This is a genomic window from Micromonospora echinospora (genome assembly GCF_900091495.1).
Taxonomy (GTDB): domain Bacteria; phylum Actinomycetota; class Actinomycetes; order Mycobacteriales; family Micromonosporaceae; genus Micromonospora; species Micromonospora echinospora.
The window spans coordinates 693,648-718,211 of sequence record NZ_LT607413.1 but is presented as its reverse complement, the minus strand read 5'-3'; the positions used below and the strand labels follow the sequence as shown (position 1 = coordinate 718,211).

Annotated in this window: 17 protein-coding genes; 12 read left to right on the top strand and 5 right to left on the bottom strand. The window is 73.6% G+C overall.

The features are described from left to right. The first annotated feature begins 15 nt into the window (after window positions 1–15). Both GA0070618_RS03240 and GA0070618_RS03235 read left to right on the top strand, forming a co-directional pair. On the top strand, window positions 16–381 hold the full coding sequence (locus tag GA0070618_RS03240) for a VOC family protein (RefSeq protein WP_088980294.1): 366 nt from the start codon (window positions 16–18) through the stop codon (window positions 379–381). A gap of 151 nt (window positions 382–532) precedes the next feature. After that, window positions 533–1,543 (top strand): ADP-ribosylglycohydrolase family protein, encoded by a 1,011-nt coding sequence (locus GA0070618_RS03235; RefSeq protein WP_088980293.1) that lies wholly within the window; start codon window positions 533–535, stop codon window positions 1,541–1,543. Window positions 1,544–1,601: 58 nt separating this feature from the next. Here the strand turns inward: GA0070618_RS03235 and GA0070618_RS03230 are convergent, their stop codons facing one another. Further along, the gene (locus GA0070618_RS03230; protein ID WP_088980292.1) at window positions 1,602–2,090 is read right to left on the bottom strand and encodes a type II toxin-antitoxin system PemK/MazF family toxin; all 489 of its coding nucleotides are present in this window, start codon (window positions 2,088–2,090) and stop codon (window positions 1,602–1,604) included. A 137-nt stretch (window positions 2,091–2,227) separates the two neighbouring features. Between GA0070618_RS03230 and ligA the strand changes: the two genes are divergently transcribed. The 6 genes from ligA (at window position 2,228) to GA0070618_RS03200 (ending at window position 13,000) form a co-directional block, all read left to right on the top strand. Next, window positions 2,228–4,363 (top strand): NAD-dependent DNA ligase LigA, encoded by a 2,136-nt coding sequence (gene ligA / locus GA0070618_RS03225; protein WP_088980291.1) that lies wholly within the window; start codon window positions 2,228–2,230, stop codon window positions 4,361–4,363. Window positions 4,364–4,545: 182 nt separating this feature from the next. Then, window positions 4,546–6,987: a putative bifunctional diguanylate cyclase/phosphodiesterase gene (locus GA0070618_RS03220; RefSeq protein ID WP_088980290.1), complete on the top strand. Its 2,442-nt coding sequence runs from the start codon at window positions 4,546–4,548 to the stop codon at window positions 6,985–6,987. Window positions 6,988–7,145: 158 nt separating this feature from the next. Continuing rightward, on the top strand, window positions 7,146–7,451 hold the full coding sequence (gene gatC, locus GA0070618_RS03215; RefSeq protein ID WP_088980289.1) for an Asp-tRNA(Asn)/Glu-tRNA(Gln) amidotransferase subunit GatC: 306 nt from the start codon (window positions 7,146–7,148) through the stop codon (window positions 7,449–7,451). A 76-nt stretch (window positions 7,452–7,527) separates the two neighbouring features. Beyond that, window positions 7,528–9,003 carry an Asp-tRNA(Asn)/Glu-tRNA(Gln) amidotransferase subunit GatA gene (gene gatA / locus GA0070618_RS03210; RefSeq protein ID WP_088980288.1) on the top strand — a complete coding sequence of 492 codons (1,476 nt, stop codon included), beginning with the start codon at window positions 7,528–7,530 and terminating at the stop codon, window positions 9,001–9,003. Window positions 9,004–9,017: 14 nt separating this feature from the next. Next, window positions 9,018–10,511, top strand: coding sequence for an Asp-tRNA(Asn)/Glu-tRNA(Gln) amidotransferase subunit GatB (gene gatB, locus GA0070618_RS03205; protein WP_088980287.1), 1,494 nt, complete (start codon window positions 9,018–9,020; stop codon window positions 10,509–10,511). Window positions 10,512–10,624: 113 nt separating this feature from the next. Further along, complete coding sequence (locus tag GA0070618_RS03200; protein ID WP_088980286.1) at window positions 10,625–13,000, top strand: transketolase-like TK C-terminal-containing protein; 2,376 nt, start codon at window positions 10,625–10,627, stop codon at window positions 12,998–13,000. 150 nt (window positions 13,001–13,150) lie between these two features. On the opposite strand, the gene GA0070618_RS03195 is transcribed toward GA0070618_RS03200, so the two are convergent. Then, a complete protein-coding gene (locus GA0070618_RS03195) occupies window positions 13,151–14,683 on the bottom strand; it encodes a metallophosphoesterase (RefSeq protein WP_088980285.1) in 1,533 nt (510 codons plus the stop codon). Between the two features lie 84 nt (window positions 14,684–14,767). Further along, entirely contained in the window at window positions 14,768–16,003 is a 1,236-nt protein-coding gene (locus tag GA0070618_RS03190; RefSeq protein WP_172900255.1) for a PQQ-dependent sugar dehydrogenase, read from the bottom strand. A gap of 63 nt (window positions 16,004–16,066) precedes the next feature. On the opposite strand from GA0070618_RS03190, the gene GA0070618_RS03185 reads away from it, so the two are divergent. Next, window positions 16,067–17,758 (top strand): ArnT family glycosyltransferase, encoded by a 1,692-nt coding sequence (locus tag GA0070618_RS03185; protein WP_143740375.1) that lies wholly within the window; start codon window positions 16,067–16,069, stop codon window positions 17,756–17,758. An 18-nt stretch (window positions 17,759–17,776) separates the two neighbouring features. After that, entirely contained in the window at window positions 17,777–18,700 is a 924-nt protein-coding gene (locus GA0070618_RS03180) for a 2-hydroxyacid dehydrogenase (RefSeq protein ID WP_088980283.1), read from the top strand. A 7-nt stretch (window positions 18,701–18,707) separates the two neighbouring features. Here GA0070618_RS03180 and GA0070618_RS03175 read toward each other — a convergent pair whose 3' ends face one another. After that, window positions 18,708–19,097: a PH domain-containing protein gene (locus tag GA0070618_RS03175; protein WP_088980282.1), complete on the bottom strand. Its 390-nt coding sequence runs from the start codon at window positions 19,095–19,097 to the stop codon at window positions 18,708–18,710. 299 nt (window positions 19,098–19,396) lie between these two features. On the opposite strand from GA0070618_RS03175, the gene GA0070618_RS03170 reads away from it, so the two are divergent. Further along, window positions 19,397–21,859: a putative bifunctional diguanylate cyclase/phosphodiesterase gene (locus tag GA0070618_RS03170; RefSeq protein WP_231931587.1), complete on the top strand. Its 2,463-nt coding sequence runs from the start codon at window positions 19,397–19,399 to the stop codon at window positions 21,857–21,859. On the opposite strand, the gene GA0070618_RS03165 is transcribed toward GA0070618_RS03170, so the two are convergent. Further along, window positions 21,839–22,870 (bottom strand): LacI family DNA-binding transcriptional regulator, encoded by a 1,032-nt coding sequence (locus GA0070618_RS03165; protein ID WP_088980281.1) that lies wholly within the window; start codon window positions 22,868–22,870, stop codon window positions 21,839–21,841. The two genes, GA0070618_RS03170 and GA0070618_RS03165, sit on opposite strands and share 21 nt — an antisense overlap. Window positions 22,871–23,219: 349 nt before the next feature. On the opposite strand from GA0070618_RS03165, the gene GA0070618_RS03160 reads away from it, so the two are divergent. After that, on the top strand, window positions 23,220–24,506 hold the full coding sequence (locus tag GA0070618_RS03160) for an ABC transporter substrate-binding protein (protein ID WP_088980280.1): 1,287 nt from the start codon (window positions 23,220–23,222) through the stop codon (window positions 24,504–24,506). Window positions 24,507–24,564: the final 58 nt, after the last annotated feature.

Sequence of the window (24,564 nt, the reverse complement as noted above, 5' to 3'; positions counted from 1 at the left end):
GGGCAGGATGACGTCATGATTGGACAGCTACGTTCCGTGGTCGTGGACTGCCCCGACCCCCGTGCCCTGGCCGACTTCTACGCCGAACTGCTCGGCCTGTCGATCGCCGAGGAGGAGTCCGAGGACGACTGGGTGGTGCTCGGCGGTCCGCCCGGGCAGCATCCCCGGATCGCCTTCCAGTCGGCTCCCGACCTGCGCCCGCCGGACTGGCCCGACCCGGAACGCCCGCAGCAGTTCCACCTGGACGTGCAGGTGGACGACGTGGACGCGGCCGAGCAGCGGGTGCTCGCACTCGGAGCGCGCCGGCTGCCCGGGGAGGGGGACGACTTTCGCGTCTACGCCGATCCGGCCGGTCACCCGTTCTGCCTGGTCTTCGAGTGAGTCGTGGTAGCAGGGGTCCCCTGTTACCGCTTTTTGCGTAGCAGGGGACCCCTGCAACCATCCCGGCCGGGCAACCACCTCAGCCGAGGCACCACCCCGGCCAGGCAACCACCCCGGCCGGGACGGGGTGCGGTTGCGGGGGGCGGGCAGGATGAGGGCCATGAGCCAGTCTTCGGTGCGGCGTGCCTCCGGTTCCTTCTTCGGTCTCGCGTACGGCGACGCCCTGGGCGCACCGACCGAGTTCCTGACCGTCGGCGAGATCGTCCGCCGGTACGGTCCGGGCGGTCCCCGCACGCTGACCGGCAACCCGGCGCTGGTCACCGACGACACCCAGATGGCCCTGGCGGTGGCCGGGGCGCTACGGGAGGCCCCGGCGCTGACCCCGGAGGCGGTCGAGCCACTGCTGCGGCAGCGTTTCGTCGCCTGGTCGGTCAGCCCGGAGAACAACCGTGCCCCCGGCATGACCTGCCTGAATTCCTGCGCCGAACTGGCTCGGGGGGTGCGCTGGCAGAAGGCGACCCAGGCCGGCTCGAAGGGGTGCGGGGCGAACATGCGGGTCACTCCGGTCGGTCTGCTCGACGTCGACCTGGACACTCTCGCCGGGCTGGCCCAGCTCCAGGCCGGCCTGACCCACGGGCATCCGACCGGGCTGGCGGCCAGCGAGCTGACCGCGTACGCGGTGCGGGCGCTGCGCGACGGGGCGACCCTGCCCGAACTGCCCGGCGTGCTCGTCGCGCACGCCCGGCGGCAACGCCGGGTCTACCGGCACGAGTGGCTGGGTGACCTCTGGCAGCGGCCCGGCGTCGCCGATCCGGCCGACTTCATCGCGCGGGGCTGGGACGAGTGCCTGGACGTGCTGGCGCGGCTGACCACGGCGCTGGCCCGCCCCGACGACGGTGGCGATCCGTGCCGGGACACCGGGGAGGGCTGGGTGGCCGAGGAGGCGCTCGCCACCGCCCTGCTCTGCGCCGTCCGGCACGCCGACGATCCGGTCGGCGCGCTGGCCCGGGGCGCGACCACCGCCGGCGACTCGGACTCGATCGCCGCGCTGGCCGGCGCGTTCGTCGGCGCCGCCCATGGCATGGCAGCCTGGCCCGCCGACTGGGCCACCCGCATCGAGTACGCCGACGAACTCCGTTCCCTCTCCGCTCCCCTCGACTGACCCGCCGCAGCCGAACCCCTCCGGTCCCCGTGCACCGGGACCGGAAGCGGGGGAGAGGTCAGGGTTGGGGGTGGAGTCGGCGCCAGAGGGCCGGGTCGCAGGTGCCGGCGCGGTTGCGGAAGGCGTCGGCCTCGACCCGGATCGTCGTACCGAGGTCGAGGAAGCTGTCGTGGTCGGCGGCGGCGTCCCAGCTGCGGGTCGGGATGCGTACGTGGTCGTCGCGGTCGCCCTTGTCCTGACTCGTGATCTTGAGCACGTCCGCGCCCCGGCGGTCGGCCCGCAGCACCAGGCAGGGGCGCACCTTCGATCCGGTGCCGTCGACGTACGGCACGTCCGCCCACCAGATCTCGCCGGGCCGGGGCGTACCGGTGGCGCTCCGCCGGTCGCGCGGACGCGGAGGCGCGGTCGGCCGGTCGGTACGACGTGGCGGCCGGGTCCGTCCCGCCGGGCGTGACGGCGGTGCGGGCCGGTGCCGCCAACTGCTCCAGGCCCAGCCGGCGGCCACCGCCAGCAGGACCGCCAGCGCCCAGGGCAGCCACTCCGGCATGCGCGTCCCGCCTCTCGCTCACCCGGACCCGCGCCGGGTGACCAGCCGATTGTCCCACCCGACCGATACGGTGCCTCAGGTAGCGTGATCAGCGAGGTCGCGGGGTGTCCGCGAGCTCAGGGCGTGGAGGGTCGCACGTGTCCGAGGAAGCCATCCCCCAGCAGGTCAGCCCGGCACAGGAGGAGGCGGCCGGAGCGGAGCCACCGGCCGGGGCCAAGGAGCGGCACGCCACCCTCAGCCAGGAGCTGACCGACCACCAGTACCGCTACTACGTGCTGGACGCCCCGACCATCAGCGACGCCGAGTTCGACACGCTGCTGCGCGAGCTGGAGGCGATGGAGGAGGAGTTCCCGGCGCTGCGCACCCCGGACTCGCCCACCCAGCGGGTCGGTGGCACCTTCTCCACCGACTTTGCCCCGGTGACCCACGCCGAGCGGATGCTCTCGCTGGACAACGCCTTCGCCGACGAGGAACTCGCCGCCTGGTCCGAGCGGGTGGTCCGGGACGCCGGCGGCGAGGTGCCGTACCTCTGCGAGCTGAAGGTCGACGGGCTGGCGATCAACCTCACCTACGAGCGCGGCCGGCTGGTCCGGGCCGCGACCCGGGGGGACGGCCGCACCGGTGAGGACGTCACCGCCAACGTCCGCAGCATCCGGGACGTGCCGTCCGAGCTGAGCGTCTCCGCCGAGTTCGGGCCGCCGCCGGAGCTGCTTGAGGTGCGCGGCGAGATCTACTTCCCGGTGGCCGGCTTCGCCGACCTCAACGCGGGCCTGGTCGAACAGGGCAAGCCGCCCTTCGCCAACCCGCGCAACGCCGCCGCCGGCAGCCTGCGGCAGAAGGATCCGCGGGTCACCGCGTCCCGTCCGCTGCGCCTGGTGGTGCACGGCATCGGTGCGCGGCGCGGGTTCCAGCCCACCGCGCAGTCCGAGGCGTACGCGGCGCTGAAGGGCTGGGGGCTGCCCACCAGCGACCGGTGGCGGGTGGTGCCCGACCTGGCCGGCGTCGCCGAGTACATCGCCCACTACGCCGCCCACCGGCACGACGTCGAGCACGAGATCGACGGCGTGGTGGTGAAGGTGGACCCGGTCTCCATCCAGGGCCGGCTCGGCTCGACCAGCCGCGCACCGCGTTGGGCGATCGCCTTCAAGTACCCCCCGGAGGAGGTCAACACCAAGCTCCTCGACATCCAGGTCAACGTCGGGCGCACCGGCCGGGTGACTCCGTTCGCGGTGCTCGAACCGGTCCGGGTGGCCGGCTCGACGGTGGCGCTGGCCACCCTGCACAACGCCCGCGAGGTGGAGCGCAAGGGGGTGAAGATCGGCGACACGGTGGTGCTGCGCAAGGCCGGGGACGTGATCCCCGAGGTGCTCGGCCCGGTGGTCGAGCTGCGGCCGGCGGACGCCCGGGACTTCGTGATGCCCACCCACTGTCCGAACTGTGGTTCGCCGCTCGCCCCGGCGAAGGAGGGCGACATCGACATCCGTTGCCCGAACTCGCGGACCTGCCCGGCGCAGCTGCGGGAACGGCTGACCCATCTCGCCGGCCGGGGCGCGCTCGACATCGAGGTGATGGGCGAGAAGGCCGCGGCGGCACTGCTCGACTCGGGGGTCATCGTCGACGAGGGGGACCTGTTCCTCCTCGACGCGAAGCGGCTGGCCGAGGTGCCGTTCTTCGTCAACAAGGACGGCAGCCTGGGCAGCAACGCGGCCCGCTTCCTGGCCAGCCTGGACGAGGCCCGGCAGCGACCGCTCTGGCGGGTGCTGGTGGCGCTCTCGATCCGGCACGTCGGCCCGACCGCCGCGCAGGCCCTCGCCCGGCACTTCGGTTCGGTCGACGCGATGCGGGCGGCCAGCGAGGAGGAACTCTCCTCGGTGGAGGGGGTCGGCCCGACCATCGCGGCGAGCCTGACCGAGTGGTTCACCGTCGACTGGCACCGCGCGGTGGTCGACAAGTGGGCCGCCGCCGGGGTGCGCATGGCGGAGGAGGCCCGCGACGAGGGGCCGCGCCCGCTGGAGGGGGTCAGCGTCGTGGTCACCGGCACCCTCGCCGGATTCTCCCGGGACCAGGCCGCCGAGGCGATCCAGTCCCGGGGCGGCAAGGTCAGCGGGTCGGTCTCCAAGAAGACCGGGTTCGTGGTGGTGGGGGAGAACCCCGGCTCCAAGGCGGAGAAGGCCAGCGCCCTCAAGCTGCCGGTCCTCGACGAGGACGGCTTCCGGGTGCTGCTCGAGTCCGGCCCGGACGCCGCGCGCGAGGTGGCCCGCCGCGAGGAGTGAGCCGGGACCGGGCCCGACCGGCGCGGCTTGCGGCAACTGGCGGCGTATACCAACTTAATTACGACTACGACCGATTCGTGGCTGTCCTACCGTGAAATCTCTCGGCAGGGGCGTTTGATGGGGAGCACGGCGTGGCACAAGGTCACGTCGTGCGAACCGGACCGCACACCTCGGGAGGTGCGATGGAGGCCGCCGACCTGCGGAATGCCGTGCCGCCTGCCCGGGTGGGGCCGTTCTTCGGGTTCGTCGGCGCGACCGTCGTCCTGGCCGTCGGGCTCACCGCCGGTCCGCTGGCCTCGCTCCCGGGTGACCTCGCCACGCTGCCCGGCGCCTTCTGGATCATGGCGGCGCTCGCCGTCGTCTGTGACGCCCGGCCCTTCGTGCCGCCCGGCCAACGGCACAGCTCGGCGGTCTTCCCGTCGATCTGCTTCACCTTCGCGATCCTGGTCGCCTGGGGACCCGGGGCGGCGGTGGCGGTGCAGACCGCCGCGGTGGTCGTCTCCGGCTGGCGGCTGCGGCACGTCGCCTGGCGGACCGCGTTCAACGCCGCCCAGTACGCCTGTGCGCTCGCCGCCGCGGACGAGGTGATCCGGCTCGGCCCCGGCTCGGCGTTCGCCGACGACCGCCTGCACTGGACCGACGCGGTGGCGCTGGCCGGGGCGGCGGTGGCCTGGTTCGTGGTCAGCTACGGCCTGGTCAGCATGGCGGTACGGCTGCGCTTCGGTGACCCGTGGTGGCCCACCGTCCGGCGCGGACTCGGTTTCGAGCTGCTCGCCACCGGTTCGTTGCTGCTGCTCGCCCCGGTGCTGGTGGCCGCGGCCCGGGCCAGCGCGGCGCTGATCCCGCTGGTGCTGGTGCCGCTCTTCGCCGTCTACCGGATGGCCCGCCTCTCCGCCGACCAGGAGCACCTCGCCGCGCTCGATCCGCTGACCGGGCTGCCCAACCGCAAGGCGTTGCTCACCGAGGTCGCCGAGCAGATCCGCCGGCACGCCGAGCGGGGCGCCCAGGGGATGCCCGACGGGCAGCTCGCGCTGCTCCTGATCGACCTGGACCGGTTCAAGAATGTCAACGACGCGCTCGGCCACGCCGTCGGTGACCGGCTGCTGGTGGCGGTGAGCGACCGGCTCACCTCGGCCCTCGGCTCCCGGGACATGGTGGCCCGGCTCGGCGGCGACGAGTTCGCCGTCGTGTCGGGCGGGCTGACCGGGGTGGACGACGCCCGCCGCGTCGCCGACCGGGTGGTGCGCGCCCTCGCCGAGCCGGTTCCGCTGGACGGGTTGCCGCTGGACGTCGGAGGATCGATCGGCATCGCGCTCTTCCCCGAGCACGGTGAGGACTTCGCCACCCTGATGCGCCACGCCGACGTGGCGATGTACGACGCCAAGCACCGCAACGACACCGTCGCCGTGTACGCCGCCGAGTCGGACCACAACTCCGCCGAGCGTCTCGGTCTCCTGGCCGACCTGCGCCGGGTGCTGGAGTCCGGGACGACCGATCCGGTGGCGTACCCGACCCCGGCCGGGACCGCGACGGCAACCCCGGCCGGGACCGCGACGGCATCCGGAGCCGCAACCGCCCGGGGCGGCGACGGGGCCGCGCTGCCCGCCGGGGACGACGACACCCCCGTACCGCAGGGTTCGCGCCGGTGGGGTGGGCGGCGCGGCCGGCCCACCACGCACCCGGACGAGCTGATCAACCAGATCATCACCGGGGCCGATCCGGTTCGCCGGCGGGCCGGACGGACCGACGACACCCCGGCCCCCCGCCCACCCGAGCCGGCGTCGGCGCCGGAGTGGACGCCGCCGGCCGGGCCGGCCGACGGCACCGGCCAGCGGGTCGAGGTGGGCGAGCCGTGCGGAATCACGATGTACTACCAACCCCAGGTCCGGATCGCCACCGGCGAGGTGGTCGGGGTGGAGGCGCTGCTGCGCTGGCGGCACCCCCGCCGGGGCATGGTCGACCCGGAGGAGCTGATCCGGGTGGCCGAACAGAGCGCGGTGATGCGGCTGCTGACCCGCCGGGTGGTCGACGACGTGGTGGGACAGCTGGCCCGCTGGTCGGCGGCGGGCAGCACCCTGCGGGCCGCGCTCAACGTCAGCGTCCGGGACCTGCACACCGGGGAGATCGCCGACCAGATCGGTGACCTGCTCACCCGCTACGCGATCCGCCCGGACCGGCTGCAATTGGAGATCACCGAGGGTGCCCTGATGGCCGACCCCCGGCGGGTGCTCGACACGATCTCCCGGCTGCACCGGATCGGGGTGGCCATCGCGCTGGACGACTTCGGCACCGGGTACTCCTCCCTCCAACACCTGCGGCGGCTGCCGCTGTCCGAGGTGAAGGTGGACCGCTCGTTCGTCCTCGGCATGGCCGACGACCCCGACGACGCCGCGATCGTCCGTTCGATGATCGAACTGGCCGGAGCGCTCGGCCTGCGGGTGGTCGCCGAGGGGGTGGAGGACGAGCGGACCTGGCGGTTGCTCCACGCCGCCGGCTGCGACCTGGCACAGGGCTGGTTCTACGCCCGACCCATGCCGGCCGACGAACTGACCGCGTGGCTGGCCCGGTACCGACCGGTCCGGCCGGTCGGCGTGACCGGCAGCCGCTCCCGGCCGAGCAGCTGACCGCCCGCCACCGTCGGTGCCGCCGACCGGCACCCGGGGGGAGTCGGGGGCGCGGCTGACGTGCCAGCCAATAGACTCGCTCGGGTCACCACGCGGGCAGTCGACCCCGCGGTCGGCGTACCGCCCGAATCAACAGCACCAGCACGAAGGGGGCACCGATGGCCGCCATCTCCCGCGAGGAGGTCGCGCATTTGGCGCGCCTGTCGCGGCTCGCCGTCACGGAGGAGGAGCTGGACACGTTCGCCGGCCAGCTCGACGTGATCCTCCAGGCCGTCGCCCAGGTCGGCGAGGTCGCCGCCGCGGACATCCCGCCGACCTCCCACTCGGTGCCGCTGACGAACGTCCTGCGGGAGGACGTCGTCCGGCCCGGCCTGACCCCGGACGAGGCGCTGTCGGGCGCACCCGACGCCGAGGAACAGCGGTTCCGCGTCCCGCGGATCCTGGACGAGGATGTGGCCTCATGAGCGAGCGCAGCGAGCGAATCAGCAGCACTGGTGTGTGTGGCGCTCAGGGCGTCGGCGAGCGGAGCGAGGCGGCGGCATGAACGACCTGACCCGGATGAGCGCCGCCGACCTGGCCGGTCTGGTGGCCAACGGCGAGACCTCCGCCGTCGAGGTGACCCGGGCCCACCTGGACCGGATCGCCGCCGTCGACGAGCGGGTGCACGCCTTCCTGCACGTCGACACCGAGGGCGCGCTGGCCGCCGCCCGTACGGTGGACGAGCGCCGGGCCGCCGGCGAGGAACTCGGCCCGCTGGCCGGCGTGCCGGTGGCGGTCAAGGACGTGCTCACCACGAAGGGCGTGCCGACCACCGTCGGCTCGAAGATCCTCGAAGGCTGGCGTCCGCCGTACGACTCGACCATCGTCGAGCGGCTCCGGGCCGCCGGCACGGTCATGCTCGGCAAGACCAACATGGACGAGTTCGCGATGGGCTCCTCCACGGAATACTCCGCGTACGGCCCGACCCGCAACCCGTGGGACCTGGACCGCATCCCGGGCGGCTCCGGTGGCGGCAGCGCCGCCGCGCTGGCCGCGTACGAGGCCCCGCTGTCGATCGGTTCGGACACCGGCGGCTCGATCCGCCAGCCGGGCGCGGTCACTGGCACGGTCGGCGCGAAGCCCACCTACGGCGGCACCTCCCGGTACGGCCTGGTCGCCTTCTCCTCCTCGCTCGACACCCCCGGCCCGTGCGCCCGTACGGTGCTCGACGCGGCGCTGCTGCACGCGGTGATCGGCGGACACGACCCGCGCGACTCCACCTCCATCCCGCAGCCGGTGCCGGACGTGGTGGCCGCCGCGCGCCTCGGCGCGACCGGCGACCTGACCGGCGTGAAGCTCGGTGTGGTCACCGAGTTCTCCGGTGACGGGGCCGAGCCGGGCGTGCTCGCCGCCTTCCGGGACGCGGTCGAGGCGCTCACCAAGCTCGGCGCGGAGATCGTCGAGGTCTCCTGCCCGCACTTCAAGTACGCGCTGCCGGCGTACTACCTGATCGCGCCGAGCGAGTGCTCGTCCAACCTGGCCCGCTTCGACGGCGTCCGGTTCGGCCTGCGGGTCGGCGACGACGGCAACCGCTCGCTGGAGGAGGTCATGTCGCTGACCCGGGACGCCGGTTTCGGCCCCGAGGTCAAGCGGCGGATCATGCTCGGCACGTACGCCCTGTCGTCCGGCTACTACGACGCCTACTACGGCCAGGCGCAGAAGGTCCGGACGCTGATCACCCGGGACTTCACCGCCGCCTTCGAGCAGGTCGACGCGCTGATCTCGCCGACCACCCCGTTCGTGGCCTTCCCGATGGGCGCACGGACCTCCGACCCGTACCAGATGTACCTGGCGGACCTCTTCACCATCCCGTCGAACCTCTACGGCGGGCCGGGCATCTCGGTGCCCTGCGGGCTCTCCGAGGGGCTGCCGGTGGGGCTCCAGGTGATGGCCCCGACCATGGCCGACGACCGGATGTACCGGGTCGCCGCCGCGCTGGAGTCGGCTGTCGGCACGTTCACCCCACCGGCACTGTGAGTCAGGAGCGTCAGATGACCACGACCCTGCCCGCGTACGACGACGTCGTCGCGCGCTACGAACCGGTGATCGGCCTGGAGACCCACGTCGAGCTGGGCACGAACACCAAGATGTTCTGCGCCTGCCCGACCGACTTCGGCGGCGAGCCGAACACCCGGGTCTGCCCGGTCTGCCTGGGCCTGCCCGGCTCGCTGCCGGTGGCGAACAAGGCGGCCATCGAGGCGACCATCCGGATCGGTCTCGCGCTGAACTGCTCCATCGCCTCCTGGTGCCGGTTCGCCCGGAAGAACTACTTCTACCCGGACATGCCGAAGAACTTCCAGATCAGCCAGTACGACGAGCCGCTCTGCGTCGACGGCTACCTGGACGTCGAGGTGAACGGCGAGCTGGTCCGGATCGGCATCGAGCGGGTGCACCTGGAGGAGGACACCGGCAAGACGCTGCACGTCGGCGGCTCCGGCCGCATCCACGGGGCCACCGAGTCGCTGGTCGACTACAACCGGGCCGGCATCCCGCTGGTGGAGATCGTCACCAAGCCGGTCGCCGGCACCGGGGCGCTCGCCCCGGAGGTGGCCCGGGCGTACGTCACCGAGCTGCGTGATGTGATCCGCTCCCTCGGCGTCTCCGACGTGCGGATGGAGGAGGGCTCGCTGCGCTGCGACGTCAACACCTCGCTGAGCCGGCCGGGCGAGGAGTGGGGCACCCGCACCGAGACCAAGAACGTCAACTCCCTGCGTTCGGTGGAGCGGGCGGTCCGTTCCGAGATGCTGCGCCAGGCCATGGTGCTCGACTCGGGCGGCCGGATCGTCCAGGAGACCCGGCACTTCCACGAGGACACCGGGGACACCACGTCGGGCCGGTCCAAGGAGACCGCCACCGACTACCGGTACTTCCCGGAGCCGGACCTCGTCCCGCTCGCCCCGGACGCGGACTGGGTGGCCGAGCTGAAGGCCGCCCTGCCGGAGCTGCCCCGCCTGCACCGCCGCCGGCTCCAGCAGGAGTGGGGCCTCTCCGACCACGACATGCAGTCGGTGCTCAACGCCGGCGCGGTCGAGCTGATCGAGGCGACGGTGGCCGCCGGGACCACCCCGGCCGCCGCCCGCAAGTGGTGGCTGGGCGAGCTGTCCCGGCGGGCCAACGAGGCCGGCGTGGAACTGGCCGACGTCGGCGCCACCCCGGCCCAGGTCGCGGAACTCCAGGGGCTGGTCGACGCGGGCAAGCTCAACGACAAGCTGGCCCGGGTGGTCCTGGAGGGCGTGGTGGCCGGCGAGGGCACCCCGACCGAGATCATGACCAACCGCAACCTGGAGGTCGTGTCGGACACCGGCGCGCTCACCGCCGCCGTCGACGAGGCGATCGCCGCCAACCCGGACATCGCGGAGAAGGTCCGCAGCGGCAAGGTCGCCGCCGCGGGCGCCCTGGTCGGCGCGGTCATGAAGACCACCCGTGGCCAGGCCGACGCCAAGACCGTCCGCGAGCTGGTGCTGGAGCGCCTCGGCGTCTCCTGATCACCGCCGGACGCCTTCGTTTCGTGCCTGCAGGGGCCCCCTGTTCGACAGAAACAGGTAACAGGGGGCCCCCTGCTCACACCCCCCACCACCCCCTCGGTAGGAGTTCAACGATGAACGTCCACCCCGTGCGTCCCGACGTCGACCTCGACGTGCTCGACGAGATCCAGCGGCGGGTGCTCTGGCTCGCCACCCGGATCGTGGACGCGGCCAACCGCGACCGGCGTACCGGGGACGGGGTGAAGGTCGGCGGGCACCAGGCGTCCAGCGCCTCCCTGGTCACCGCGATGACCGCGCTCTGGTTCGCCCACCTGGACGCCGCCGACCGGGTCGCGGTCAAGCCGCACGCCTCGCCGGTGTTCCACGCCATCCAGTACCTGCTGGGCAACCTGGACCGGTCGTACCTGCCGAAGCTGCGCGCCCGGGGTGGGCTCCAGTCGTACCCGTCGCGCACCAAGGACCCGGACGAGGTGGACTTCTCCACCGGCTCGGTCGGGCTCGGCGCGGCGGCACCGCTCTTCGCCGCAGTCACCCGGCGGTACGTCGACGCGCACTTCGGGCCGCGTCCGCATTCCCGGTTCGTCGCGCTGATCGGCGACGCCGAGCTGGACGAGGGGAACATCTGGGAGGCGGTCGCCGATCCGGCCACCACCGCCCTGGGCAACGTGACCTGGCTGGTGGACTTCAACCGCCAGTCGCTGGACCGGGTCGTGCCCGGGGTGCGGATCAACCAGTGGCGGGGCCAGTTCGAGGCGGCCGGCTGGCACGTCGTCGAGGTCAAGTACGGCCGGCGGCTCGCCGAGGCGTACGCCCGGCCCGGCGGCGCGGCGCTGCGCGACTGGATCGACGCGATGCCGAACGAGCAGTACCAGTCGCTGTTCGGGCTGACCGGGGACGCCCTGCGGACCCGCTTCCTGGACGGCGCGCCCGGGGGCATCGAGGCGCTCATCGCCGACGTCTCCGACGACGACCTCGGACCGCTCGTCACCGACCTCGGCGGGCACGACCTGGCCGCGATGCTCGACGCGTACGCCCAGTGCGACGCGGTCACCGACCGGCCCAGCGTGATCTTCGCGTACACGGTGAAGGGCTGGGGTCTGCCGATCGCCGGCAACCCGCGTAACCACTCCGCATTGCTCAGCAGCGAGCAGGTCGACGCCCTGCGCACCGCGCACGGTCTGACCCCGGACACCGAGTGGGACCGCCTCGACCCGGCCTCGCCGGCCGGGATCTGGGCCAACGCCCGCCGGGAGGCGCTGGCCCGTCCGCCGCGTGAGCGGGCGCTGCCGGTCACCGTCCCGGAGACCACCCGGGTACGCGCGAACAAGCCCATCTCCACCCAGGAGGTCTTCGGCCGGGTGCTGGTCGACCTGGCCCGGCACGAGGAGGTGGGCCGTTACCTGGTCACCACCGCGCCGGACGTGGCCACCTCGACCAACCTCGCCGGCTTCATCAACAAGACCGGGGTGTTCGCCCCGACGAAGCAGCGCTCCTGGTCGGAGGACCGGATGCTGCGCTGGGAGCAGCACCCCGCCGGGCAGCACATCGAACTGGGCATCTCCGAGATGAACCTCTTCCTGCTGCTTGGCCAGCTCGGGCTGTCCTGGGACCTCTCCGGCCAGCCGCTGCTGCCGGTCGGCACGGTCTACGACCCGTTCGTGCTGCGTGGCCTGGACGCCTTCCTCTACGGCACCTACTCCGGTTCCCGGTTCGTGGTGGCCGGCACCCCCTCCGGCATCACCCTCGCCCCGGAGGGCGGGGCGCACCAGTCGACCATCACCGCCTCGGTCGGCCTGGAGCTGCCCGGGGTCACCTTCGTCGAGCCGGCGTACGCGACCACCCTCGACTGGCTGCTCTGCGACGCCCTCGGCCAGATCGCCCGGGGCGGCGCGCCGACCACCACCGCCGCGCCGACAGAGGACGGCGCGTACTACTTCCGGCTGAGCACCCGCCCGATCGACCAGGCCCCGTTCGAGGCGGCCCGCGCCCGGCTGGGCGACGCGGTGCTGCGCCGGCAGGCGGTCGCCGGGGCGTACCGGCTCGTCGACGCGCATCAGGCGCACCCGGAACTGGCGGACGCCCCGGTGGTGCACCTGGCCGCCTCCGGCGCGGTGCTGCCGGAGGTGCTCGCCGCCGCGGCCGAACTGGCCGAGGAGGGCATCGCCGCGCACGTGGTGGACGTGACCTCGCTGGACCGGCTCTACCGGGCCTGGCAGCGCACCCTGCGGCAGGGGGTCCGGACGGCGACCGTGCCGAGCGTGCCGGGCGTGCTGCGGGCGGCGTTCGGCGACCGGGCCCCGGTGGTGACCGTGCACGACGCGGCGTCGCACGCGATGGCCTGGCTCGGCTCGGCGCTCGGGGTGCCGGCGGTGCCGCTCGGCGTGGACGAGTTCGGCCAGTCGGGCAGCGTCGCTGAGCTGTACGAGCTGCACGACCTGCTGCCCGGCAGCATCGTCAACGCCGCCTTGGCCGCCCTCTCCCTGCGCTGACCGGCCGCGCTGACCGGCCGGGACCACACCGGCCGCGCTGACCGGCCGGGACCACACCGGCCGCGCTGACCGGCCGGGACCACACCGGCCGCCGGACCGACCGGACACCCGACGGCGGACCGGACGGCCCTCCGCCTTGTTACGGCTGCCTCAGCGGGTCGGGGTGGGGGTGACCGGGACGTTCGCGCCGGCCTTCGGGTCCGGGACCACCCGTCGTTCCAGGTTCACCTGCGCCTGGCCGGTGCCGCCGACGGTGATGTCGTCGTACGCCTGGAGCAGTTTGTTCTCGTCGAAGTAGAGCACGCTCATCGACAGCGGCGTCGGCTCCTCGCCCTCCAGCCCGCGCAGCCCGGCCCCGCCGGTGGAACCCTGCACCAGCAGTTGGGTCGGCATCTTGCCGTCCTGCTGCGGCAGCTTGGAAACCTGCCGGTTGTGGGTGTGCCCGGAGAGCACCAGGGGGCAGGTGCCGGAGAGCGGACCGGCCGAGGCCGGGTCGTGCACCAGGGCGATGTTCACCGGCGTCGGCGACTCGCGCACGGTGGTGGCCAGCTTCTCGCCCGTGGTGATCACCTGGTCGGCGGTGGGCCGGTCGAGACCACCGGCGGCGGGGGCGGTGCTCTTGTCCGGGGTGAAGCGCGGGTCGCCGATGCCGGCGATGGTCAGCCCGGCCACCGTCGTGGTCGTGTTGTCCAGCACGATCGCGTTCGGCTGGCGGGCCACGGCGGCGGCGGTCCGCCCCGAGTCGTGGTTGCCCCGGATGTAGACGTACGGCTTCTTGAGCAGCCCGATCGAGCCGACGTAGTTCGCCTCCGGCTCGCTGCCCCAGTCGGTGATGTCGCCGGTGTCGATCACCACGTCGATGTCGAACTGCTCCACCACCGTGCGGATGAGCTGCCAGCCGGTCGGGTTCAGGTGCATGTCGGAGACGTGCAGCACCCGGGTGGTGTTCGGGGCCGGCTCGTACACCGGCAGCGCCGATACGGTGGTGTAGAGCTGGCTGACGTTGCCGACCAGACGCTGGAGCTGCTCGGCGTACTTCGTGTAGTCGTTGGCGATCCGCCGGGCGTCACCGACGATGGCGGGGGCGTTGACCAGCAGCCCCTCGTACCGGGGTTCCTCGATCGACTGCGGCCGGAGGGTGGACGCGGCGACACCGAGGCTGCCCGCGGTGACCACCAGCGCCAGCCCGCCGGCCCAGGCCGTACGGCGGGCGTCCCGGAAAGCCAGCCCGGCCAGGATCAGGGTGACCAGGACGGCGGCGCCGACGGTCCGCAGGCCGAGGCGGAACACGCCGTTGCGGACGTCCTCGACGGCGGACTGGCTGGCCCGGTTGATGCTCGCCGGATCGTCGATCAGCGCCTCGACCCGTCCCTGGTCGAGCGCGCCCAGCTCGACGTCGAGGTGGGCCGGCCCGTCGTGGCTGTCCAGCAGGAGGGCGCCCAGCGGTGGGATGTCGACGGTGGTGCCGCCGCTGAGCGCCGGGGTCAACGCCATCCGGGCCCGGAACGGCCCGATGTCGGTGTCGACCTGACCGCCGGCGAGGACGCCGAGCAGGGCACCGGTCAGGCTGATCGCCAGGATCGCCAGGACCACCCCGAGTCGGCGGAGGGTGCCGACCCACTTCCGCCCGGGGGGACGACCCTCCCCGGTGCGCTGCCGCGTGTTCTCGTCGTGCCCGTCCATGGTGAGATTCTGACCTGCCCCAAAGGGGATCTTGGCAAACCCGGGGGTTGCCGTTCTGCCGTGGCCCGAGGATGTTTCCCCAGGTCAGCTGCGACCGGCTCCGCCACCGGCGAAGACCAGCCGGAGCAGGCGGTCGTCCTCCGGTTCCGGATCGCCCCGGCCGTCGTGGTTGGAGGTGCTCACCCAGAGTGAGCCGTCGGGCGCGGCGGCCACCGCCCGCAGCCGACCGTACCGGCCGGTGAGCAGTTCCCGGGGCTGGCCGAGTACGGTGCCGGTGTCGGTCAGCTCGACCAGCCAGAGCCGCTCCCCGCGCAGGCAGGCGGTGGCCAACAGACGCTCCTCCACCACCGCCGCGCCGGAGCAGGACGCCTCCCCGGTGCCCCACTGCACGATCGGATCCCGGTAGCGGCGGTCGCCGGCCTTCCCCTCGACCTCCGGCCAGCCGTAGTTGCCGCCCTTGGTGATCAGGTTGACCTCGTCCCAGGTGTTCTGCCCGAACTCCACGGCGTACATCCGTTTGCCGGCGTCCCAGGTGATGCCCTGCACGTTGCGGTGGCCGATCGACCAGACCGGCGAGTTCGGGTACGGGTTGCCGGGGGCGGGCTTCCCGTCGGGGGTGATCCGGAGGATCTTGCCGCCGAGGCTCTTGACGTCCTGCGAGAGCGGCCGGTCACCGCCGTCGCCGGTGCTGGCGTAGAGGAAGCCGTCCGGACCGAAGGCGAGGCCGCCGCCGTTGTGGATGCCGGCGACCGGGATGCCGGTGAGGATCGGCGTGGGCGTCCCGCCGAGGGTGAACTTGACGATCCGGTTGTCCCGCTCGGTGGAGTGGTACGCGAAGACCGTCCGGTCGGTGGCGTAGCCGGGGGAGACGGCGATGCCGAGCAGACCGCCCTCGCCGGACGCCTCGACGTCGGCGATGGTCTGCACCGGGGTGACCTTCAGCCCGTCCGGCCCGGACTCCGGCCCCACCTGGAGGATCCGGCCGTTGTCGCGTTCGGTGACCAGGGCTCCGCCGTCCGGCAGGAAGGCGATCGCCCACGGCACCCGCAGTCCCTTGGCCAGTACCGTCGCCACCACCTCCGGCCCGCCCTCACTGCCGGCGGTCGCCGACGGCGTCGGGAAGGTCGGCGGCTCGCCGGCCGGGTCGGGTTCCGGCTCGCCGAGGCTGCATCCGGCGGTGACCAGCAGCAGCGCCGCGCAGGACGCCGCCGCGGTCGCGCGCAGGCGGCCGATGCGGGGGTACGGGAGACGAGCGCTCACCCGGACCAGACTAGCCGCTCGCCGGTCGGGGCTCCGGTACGCGATCCAAGGCCCTAACATGAAACACGCTGACAAAAATGGATATGTCAGCTGGTAAGCTCCGGACTTGCGACACTGCCAGCCGTGGTGCTCACTGACCGGCCGGTACGGCCCGTCCGGGTCGGCATGGCCGCCCGGCCCCGGATCTCGCCCGGCCGGACGGCCCTCGTGCTCGGTGCGGCCGGGGTCGCCTACCGGCTGGCGGCGCTCCTGACCGGCCTGCCCCCGACCAACAGCGACGAGGCGGTCACCGGCCTGGTCGCGTCGCACGTCGTGCAGGGCCGCGAGTTCCCGCTCTTCTTCTATGGGCAGCACTACATGGGGGCGTTGGAGGCGTACCTCGCCGCCCCGCTGTTCGCGGTCGGAGGTCCGGGCGTGGTCGCGCTGCGACTGCCGAACCTGGTGCTCTACGCCCTGTTCCTCGTCCTGGTGTGGCAGCTCACCCGCCGGCTCTACCACCCGTGGTTCGCCACCGCCGTGGTCGGTCTGCTCGCCCTCGGCTCGGACCGGATCCTCAAGAACCAGTTGATCGCCGGGGGCGGCTACCCGGAGATGAACCCGGCCGGGGCGCTGCTCGTCCTGCTCGCGGTGCTGCTGGGCCTCGGCGTCGTACGCCGCCGCGCGTCGGCCTTCGCCGTCTTCGGCCTGGTCGCCGGCCTCACCCTCTGGGACGACTGGCTGGTCCTGCCGTACGTGGCCGCCGCCGGGGCGCTGCTGCTCGCCGGTGCCGGCCGGGACCTCGCCGGGCGCGGCGGGGCGGCCCTGGCCGCCGGGCTCGCCGTCGGGCTGCTACCGATCGTGGGGCACAACCTCACCACCGCGCCGGAGCACCGCTCGCTCGCCGCCTACCGCCAGCTCGGCGGGGGTACGCCCGGCGACTGGGTCGACCGGCTGCACGGCGGTGTGCTGTTCGGGCTGCCGATGGGCACCGGCTTCTGTCCACCCGGTCGGTGCGCCGGCTGGCAGCTCTGGTGGGGGGTCGCCGCTCCGCTGCTGCTGGCTGTGGCCGGGCTGCTCGCCCTCCGGGCGCTGTGGGTCCTGCGTCCGGCGTCGCTCCGACGTGCGGGCCTGCCTACGGCGTCGCCCCGACGTGCGGGCCTGCCTCCGCCGTCGCCCCGGCCTGACGACGCGGTCCGGACGGCGCGGATCCGGCAGGGCGGACGGTTGGCGTTGGTCGGCGCGGCGGCGGTGACCCTGGCCGCGTACGCCGGCAGCGCCGCCGCCGGCGACACCCCGGTGGAGAGTTCCCGCTACCTGTCCTGCCTGCTCGTCTCCCTGCCGGCGTTGCTCTGGCCGCTGTGGGCCGCCGCCGGCAACCACCTGCTCCCCGCCGCCGCGCGGCTCACGGCGCGGGCCGGGCTGGCGGCGGTGGCCGGCAGCGCGGTGCTGGCCACCGGGGCCCTGGTCGCGGACGCGGACACCCTGACCCGGGCCGACGAGCGACGGCGGGACCTCGTCGTCGCCCTCGACCGGCTCGGCGTTCGGGACTTCTACACCGACTACTGGACCTGTTACCCGGTCGTCTTCGCCACCCGGGAACGGCTGGCCTGCGGGGTGATCCGGGACGACCTGCGCGCCGGCTGGGACCGGTATCCGGCGTACCCGGCGCGGGTGGCCCGAGCCGACCGGGTGGCGTACGTGCTGCCCACCGGCACGGCGTTGAGCCGGGCGGTCGCCGACCACCTGGCCGCCACCGGCACGCCGGTCGTCCGGACGACCGTGCCCGGTTACGACATCCACCTGCCCGCCGCCCCGGTGGGCCTGCCGCTGCGCTGACGGCTAGGGTCGGCGACCGTGAAGGTATGGATCCCGCACGAGCAGGGCCGGGCCCTGGTCGACCAGCTGCCCGGTGTCACCGTCGAGGTCGCCGAGAGCCCGGACCGGCTGCCGGGCGACCCGGCCGGGGTGCGGTTCTGGGTGCCACCGTTCCTCTCCACCGGGAACGTGGTCGAACTGGCCGGCAAGCTGCCCGACCTGGAGGTGGTGCAGCTGCTCAGCGCCGGGGCGGACGCCTGGGTCGGCCGGCTGCCGGCCGGGGTGACCCTCTGCGACGCCCGGGGCGTGCACGACTCCGCCACCGCCGAGTGGGTGGTCACCGCGATCCTGTCCCGGCTGCGCGGCTTCGACACCCTCGCCCGCGCACAGGGCCGGCGCGAGTGGGCGTACGGCGAGGTGGCCCCGACCGACGAACTGGCCGGCAAGCGGGTGCTGATCGTCGGCGCCGGTTCGATCGGCGCGGCGGTCCGGGCCCGGCTGGCGCCCTTCGAGGTGAGCTTCACCCTGGTCGCCCGGACCGCCCGCCCCGACGAGGGCGTGCACGGCGTCGACGAGCTGCCCGCGCTGCTGCCGTCGGCGGACGTCGTCGTGCTGCTGGTGCCACTGACCGGGGCGACCCGGGGCCTGGTCGACGCGGCCTTCCTCGCCGCGATGCCCGACGGGGCCCTGCTGGTGAACGCGGCCCGGGGACCGGTGGTCCGCACCCCGGCGCTGGTGGCCGAGCTGACCACCGGTCGGATCGCCGCCGCCCTGGACGTCACCGACCCGGAGCCGCTGCCGGCCGACCACCCGCTCTGGGAGATGCCCAACGTGCTGATCACCCCGCACGTCGGGGGCTCGGTACGCGGCCTGCTGCCCCGCGCCTACCGGCTCGTGACCGCGCAGCTGCGTCGGATGGTGGCGGGCCAGCCGCTGGAGAACGTCGTCACCGACGGCTACTGACGGCGGGTCAGTCCCCGGCGCGGCCCGGGGTGGCCGGGAGGGTCTGGTTGGTGACCGCGACGAGCCGGGGCAGGTCGGCGCCGCGCACCGCCGGCAGGGCCACCCGCTCGCCGTCGTCGAGCCGGGCGACCGCCCGCCCCTTCGGGTCGGCGGCCAGTTCGGCGATCCGCGCCCAGGGCAGTCGACGCTGCCCGAACAACGCGCGGACGCGGACCTCCCGGGGATCGGCGTCGGTGCCGGCCCGCCACGCCCAGACGGCGACCACCAGCGGGACGAGCAGCACCGGGAGGAAGTACCACCGGGCGTCGGCGATCGGCAGAGCGCCGATGAAGGCGACCACCGCTGCGACCAGGATGGCCTGGCTGTGCCGGAAACGGAGAGTGTCGGTGCGGCTCACCCCTCGATGATTCCACCCGCCTAAAGGAGCCCCGGCGTCGGGCGGCCGGTCACCGGCCGGCCGGTGACCGGGGTCACGGTCGGTGGGGCATAACCGGATTCCGGTCGGGGTCGTTGCTGCGGGCAGAGGTGTGCCGGTTTCACGTCCGGACGCCCCGGCCCCGCTCACGGAGGTGACCGATCCTGTCCCTCGTACCGTCACCCCGCAGCCCCGTATCGGCGCCCGAGGCCGCCGTCGTCGCGGCCGCGCTCCTGTGCGTCGTCGCCGGCCTGGTCGGCCTGCTGTCCGCCCCGGTCACGGTGACGCTCGCCGTGGCGGTGGCCGCGACCGTCGCCACCGCCCGGCTGGTCCGGCTGGCCCGCGCGGACCGGCGGGTCCGGCACACCGTCGCGCTGCTCCACGGCGGGGTGGCCGCGACCGCGCTCTGCGTCGCCGGGCTGCCCCTGGTCGCCCCGGCCAACCGGGCGGCGGTCGCCACCGTCGGGCTGTCCGCCGTCGCCCTGCTGCACACCCTCGGCCCGCTCCTGCTGCCGGGACGCGCGCCACTGCCGACCGCCGTCCGACTGCGGGAGGTCACGGACGCGGCCGGCCTCGGCCTCAGCCTGGCTTTCGCCGGTTGGATGCTGCTGCCCGCCGGGACCGCTCCGGTGCCCGTCCGGGCGGCCCTGGTGGTCGCCGCCGGCGGGATCTCGGCGGTCCTGGTCACCGCCTCGACCGGGGGGCCGCCCCGGGTCGGGCTGGCGGCCTGGCGGGGCGGCGCCGTGGCGAGCCAGCTCGGTCTGACCGCTCTGGTGCTGCTCCACGCCTACCGGGCCCCGGAGCCGGTGACCCTGCTGGTGGCCCCGCTGACGGCGGCCGGCGTGCTGCTGACCGTGGCCGGTGCCCGCCGGCTGACCCGTCCGGCCCCGCCGCACCACGCCGGTCCGTCCCCGGTCTGGCCCCGGATCACCGCCCCGGCCGTGATCGCCTCCCTGGGCGCCGGCTACCACCTCGCCCGGGTCGGGGCGTTCGACCGCCCCGCGATCGCCCTCGGTTTGGCGGTGATCCCGCCGCTGGTCGTCCGGGAGCTGCTGACCGCCGCCGACACCCGTCGGTACGCCGCCCGGCTGACCCGGCAGGAGGCCCGGTTCCGGGCGCTCGTCTCGGGTGGGCACGACCTGATCATTCTGCTCGACGACGACCTGCGGGTGCGCTGGCAGTCGCCGGTCGCCCCCCGACTGTTCGGGTTGACCGACGCCGACGTGCTCGGTCGTCCCTTCGCCGACCTGCTCCACCCCGCCGACGCGCCCCGGGCCGAAGCCGTGCTGGCGGAGGTCCGGGCCGGGCGACCGCCGGGGCTGCTCGCCGTCCGGATGCGCGACGGCCGGGGAGTCTGGCGGGAGACCGAGTCCACCGTCGGCGACCAGCGCGACGTCCCCGAGGTGGCGGCCGTCGTCCTGCACGTCCGGGATGTCGGCGAGCGGCGTCGGTTGGAGCGCACCGTGCACCACCTCGCCGTCACCGACCAGCTCACTGGGCTGGTCAACCGGCATGAGCTGCGCCGGGCGCTGACCGTTCGGCGGGCCGAACCGGGGGAGCCCGCCACGCTGCTCGTGCTGGACCTGCACGGCCTCTGCGAGGTCAACGACGGCAGCGGGCAGGCCGTGGGCGATCTGGTCCTCGTCGAGGTGGCCGAACGCCTGCGCGCCACCGCCGGCCCGGACGACCTGGTCGCCCGGCTCTCCGGGGACGAGTTCGCGGTGATCGCCGAAAGCGGTTCGGTGCCCGCGTACGGGCTCGCCGTCCGGCTGCTCACGGCGCTCACCGAGCCGTACCGGCTGCCCGGGTCGCAGGTGCGGTTGGAGGTGAGCATCGGGGTCGCCGACACCGCCGCCGGTAGCGCCGACGACGTGCTACGCCAGGCCGACCTGGCCCGACGACGGGCCAGCCAGCTCGGCCGTAACCGGATCGAGTGGTACGACGTCTTCCTTGAGGAGCAGTTGGTCCGCCGGCTGGACCTGGAACGGGAACTGGCCGGCGCGGTGACCCGGGGCGAGCTGGACCTCGTCTACCAGCCGGTGCACCGCCTGGCCGACCGGGTGCCGGTGGGCACCGAGGCGCTGCTGCGCTGGCGCAGCCCCCTGCTCGGCACCGTGCTTCCCGCCGAGCTGATCCCGGTCGCGGCCGACCTGGGCCTGCTCGACGAGGTCGGGCAGTGGGTGCTGGACCGGGCCTGCCGGCAACTCGCCGCCTGGTCGCCGATGCACCCGCTGCTCTGGATGGCGGTCAACGTGACCCCGGTCGAGCTGACCGATCCGGGCTTCGTCACCCGGGTGGCCGCCACCCTCGCCCGGCATCAGGTGGCGGCCGACCGGCTGGTGGTCGAGGTCGGCGAGGCCGGGCTCGACGTCGACCTGCCGACCGTGGTGGCCCGGCTGGCCGGACTGCGGTCCCTCGGCGTCCGGACCGCGCTGGACGACTTCCACGCCGGGCGTGCCTCCCTGCGTCGGTTGCGGGAGCTGCCGATCGACCTGGTCAAGGTCGACCCACGGGTGGTCGGCGGCGGCGAGCCGGAGCAGCCCCTGATCGACGTGGTGCTGAACCTGGGCGGGCGCCTCGGGCTGGAGGTCGTGGTGGAGGAGTTGGAGTCGTCCGGCCAGGTCGACCGGGCGTACCGCGCCGGCTGCCGGTACGGGCAGGGCTTCGCGCTCTCCCGACCGGCGACCGCCGAGCGGGTGGAGGCGTTCCTGGAGGAACACCCGTCACCGGACGCGTTCGCCTGACCGGGGCGGTGCGGTGCTGCCGCGCGGGGTCAGGTGAGCCGTCTCGTCCTGGAACGCGCCGACCGGCTCCCCGGCGATCGCCGCCAGCAGGTTCCGGGCGGCGTGCGCGCCGTACGCGGGGATGTCCCGGCCGAGCGCGGTCAACGGCGGGTGGACCAGCCGGCAGAGCGGGGAGTCGTCCCACGCCACGATGGAGAGGTCACCGGGGACGGCGAGACCCATCTCCTGGGCGACCGCGAGCCCGGCGACGGCCATCACGTCGTTGTCGTAGATGACCGCGGTGGGTCGGCCCGGGGAACTGAGCAACCGCCGGGTCGCCCGGGATCCCTCCTCCCCCGTGTAGTCGGAGGGGACCGTCACCGCGTCGACCAGGCCGAGTTCCCGGCACACCCGCTCGAACGCCTCGGTGCGCTTCCGGGTGTGCAGCAGGTCGGGCAGGCCACCGACCCGGGCGATCCGGCGGTGTCCGAGGGCGACGAGGTACTCCACCGCCTCGACCAGCGCGGCGGCGTCGTCACACCAGACGCTGGGCAGCGTGCCGGTGTGTCCCGGCCCGCCGATCACCACCGCGGGCAGGCGCAGGTCCTCCAGCACCGGCACCCGCCGGTCGTCCACGCGCAGGTCGCAGACGAGCACCCCGTCGACCCGTCGTTCCCCCCACCAGCGGCGGTAGACCGCGATCTCCGCGTCCTGGTCGGCGACGACCTGGAGGGTCAGCGCGTACGACCGGGCGGAGAGTTCGGCCTCGACGCCGCTGATCAGTTCCATGAAGAACGGTTCGATGCCGAGGATCCGGGCCGGACGGCACAGGGCCAGCCCGACCGCCGCGGCGGTGGCCCCGGAGAGGGCCCGGGCCGCGCTGCTCGGGCTGAAGCCGATCTCCTCGGCGATGGCGAGGATGCGCCGCCGGGTGGCCTCGGAGACTCCGGGCTGTCCGTTGAGCGCGTAGGACACCGCTCCCTTGGAGACTCCGGCCCGTCGGGCGACGTCGGCGATGGTCGGCCGCTTCACCGGCGCGTCCCTCCACTTCCCGGTCACCCTCGCGGGCGGTTCCCTGCGGGCCCTCGGGCTGATCATGCCCGGCCGGCCCCCGGCGCACCCACGCTACTGCACGCCGTGGGCGTCCGGCGGGAGCGACGGAACTTGTCCGGTTAAGCAGCGCCCCTTCCCGGCGGCCCGCCGCTCTCCGTGCCGGCAGTGGCAGGCTTCCAGCAGCCACTCGTTGCGCGCCTGCGGCATCCCGGGATGTCGATCATGGTCAATCGTTGACAGGTCGGAAACCGACTCGTACGGTGGCCTGACTTATCCGGTTCAGTCGACGTCTCTCGATCCCGGGAGCGTTCCCATGCGGAGGAGTGACATGGCACGGTCCTGGTCTCGATGGGCCCGGCTGGCCTCGGCGGGTGTGGTCAGCCTGGTCATGGTCGCGGCGTGCAGCGGCAACAGTGGTGGTGGCGGAGCCGACTCGGGCGGCACCGTCACCCTGAAGATCAATTTCTGGGGCGACTTCGGCCTCGACGAGCTGAAGTCGACGTACGAGTCGGCCAACCCGAACGTCAGGATCGTGCTGAACACGGGGGAGTACAACGCCCAGCACGAGGACCTCCAGAAGAAGCTGATCGCCGGCAGCGGCGCCCCCGACATCGCCGCCATCGACGAGGGCTTCGCCATCCAGTTCCGGGGCCAGGCCGACAAGTTCGTCAACCTCCTGGACAAGGGCGCCGACCAGTACGAGCAGAAGTACCTGCCCTGGAAGTGGCAGCAGACCCTCACCCCCGACGGCAAGACCCAGATCGGCCTCGGCACCGACGTCGGCGGCCTGGCCATGTGCTACCGCACCGACCTCTTCGCCGCCGCCGGTCTGCCCACCCAGCGGGAGCAGGTCTCCGCGCTCTGGCCCACCTGGGACCGGTTCGTCGAGGCCGGCCAGCGGTACACCGCCCGCAGTGGCAAGAAGTTCATCGACTCCGGCACCAACATCTTCAACCCGGTCCTCGGTCAGCAGCCGGTCGGCTTCTACGACGAGAACGAGACCCTGAAGATGGACGGCGGGCCGAAGGTCGCCTTCGACGTCGCCGCGAAGAGCATCGCCGCCGGCCTCTCCGCCAACCTCGCCGCCTTCTCGCCCGAGTGGAACAGCGGTTTCGTCAAGGGCGACTTCGCCGTGCTGGCCTGCCCGGCCTGGATGCAGGGGCACATCAGGAACACCGCGCCGCAGACCGAGGGCAAGTGGGACGTGGCCGCGATCCCCGGCGGGGGCGGCAACTGGGGCGGCTCCTTCCTGACCATCCCCAAGCAGGGGAAGAACGTCGACGAGGCGTACAGGTTCCTGGAGTGGCTGATCCAGCCGGAGCAGCAGATCGAGATCTTCAAGAAGGTCGGCAACCTGCCGTCCCAGCCGGCGCTCTACCAGGACCCGGCGATCCGGGACTTCGCCAACCCGTTCTTCAACAACGCGCCCGTCGGGCAGATCTTCTCCAGGACGGCCGAGAACCTCACCCCGCAGTACCTGGGCCGGAAGAACGGCCCGACCCGGGTCGCCGTGGAGAACGTGCTGAACCGCCTCGCTACCGGCAACCTCAGGGGCAAGCCCGACCAGGCCTGGACCGAGGCGGTCAAGGAAGCCGAGAAGGCCGCGAAGTCCTGACCGTACGCGGGCGGTCGGCCGGCGGGACGCACCCACGGGTGCGTTCCACCGTGCCGGC

Excerpts from the sequence above, each read along its gene's own strand:
- GA0070618_RS03240 (WP_088980294.1), top strand. The coding sequence starts at position 16 with ATGATTGGACAGCTACGTTCCGTGGTCGTGGACTGCCCCGACCCCCGT.
- GA0070618_RS03235 (WP_088980293.1), top strand. The coding sequence starts at position 533 with ATGAGGGCCATGAGCCAGTCTTCGGTGCGGCGTGCCTCCGGTTCCTTC.
- GA0070618_RS03230 (WP_088980292.1), bottom strand. The coding sequence starts at position 2,090 with ATGCCGGAGTGGCTGCCCTGGGCGCTGGCGGTCCTGCTGGCGGTGGCC.
- GA0070618_RS03220 (WP_088980290.1), top strand. The coding sequence starts at position 4,546 with ATGGAGGCCGCCGACCTGCGGAATGCCGTGCCGCCTGCCCGGGTGGGG.
- gatC (WP_088980289.1), top strand. The coding sequence starts at position 7,146 with ATGGCCGCCATCTCCCGCGAGGAGGTCGCGCATTTGGCGCGCCTGTCG.
- gatA (WP_088980288.1), top strand. The coding sequence starts at position 7,528 with ATGAACGACCTGACCCGGATGAGCGCCGCCGACCTGGCCGGTCTGGTG.
- gatB (WP_088980287.1), top strand. The coding sequence starts at position 9,018 with ATGACCACGACCCTGCCCGCGTACGACGACGTCGTCGCGCGCTACGAA.
- GA0070618_RS03200 (WP_088980286.1), top strand. The coding sequence starts at position 10,625 with ATGAACGTCCACCCCGTGCGTCCCGACGTCGACCTCGACGTGCTCGAC.
- GA0070618_RS03195 (WP_088980285.1), bottom strand. The coding sequence starts at position 14,683 with ATGGACGGGCACGACGAGAACACGCGGCAGCGCACCGGGGAGGGTCGT.
- GA0070618_RS03190 (WP_172900255.1), bottom strand. The coding sequence starts at position 16,003 with ATGTTAGGGCCTTGGATCGCGTACCGGAGCCCCGACCGGCGAGCGGCT.
- GA0070618_RS03160 (WP_088980280.1), top strand. The coding sequence starts at position 23,220 with ATGGCACGGTCCTGGTCTCGATGGGCCCGGCTGGCCTCGGCGGGTGTG.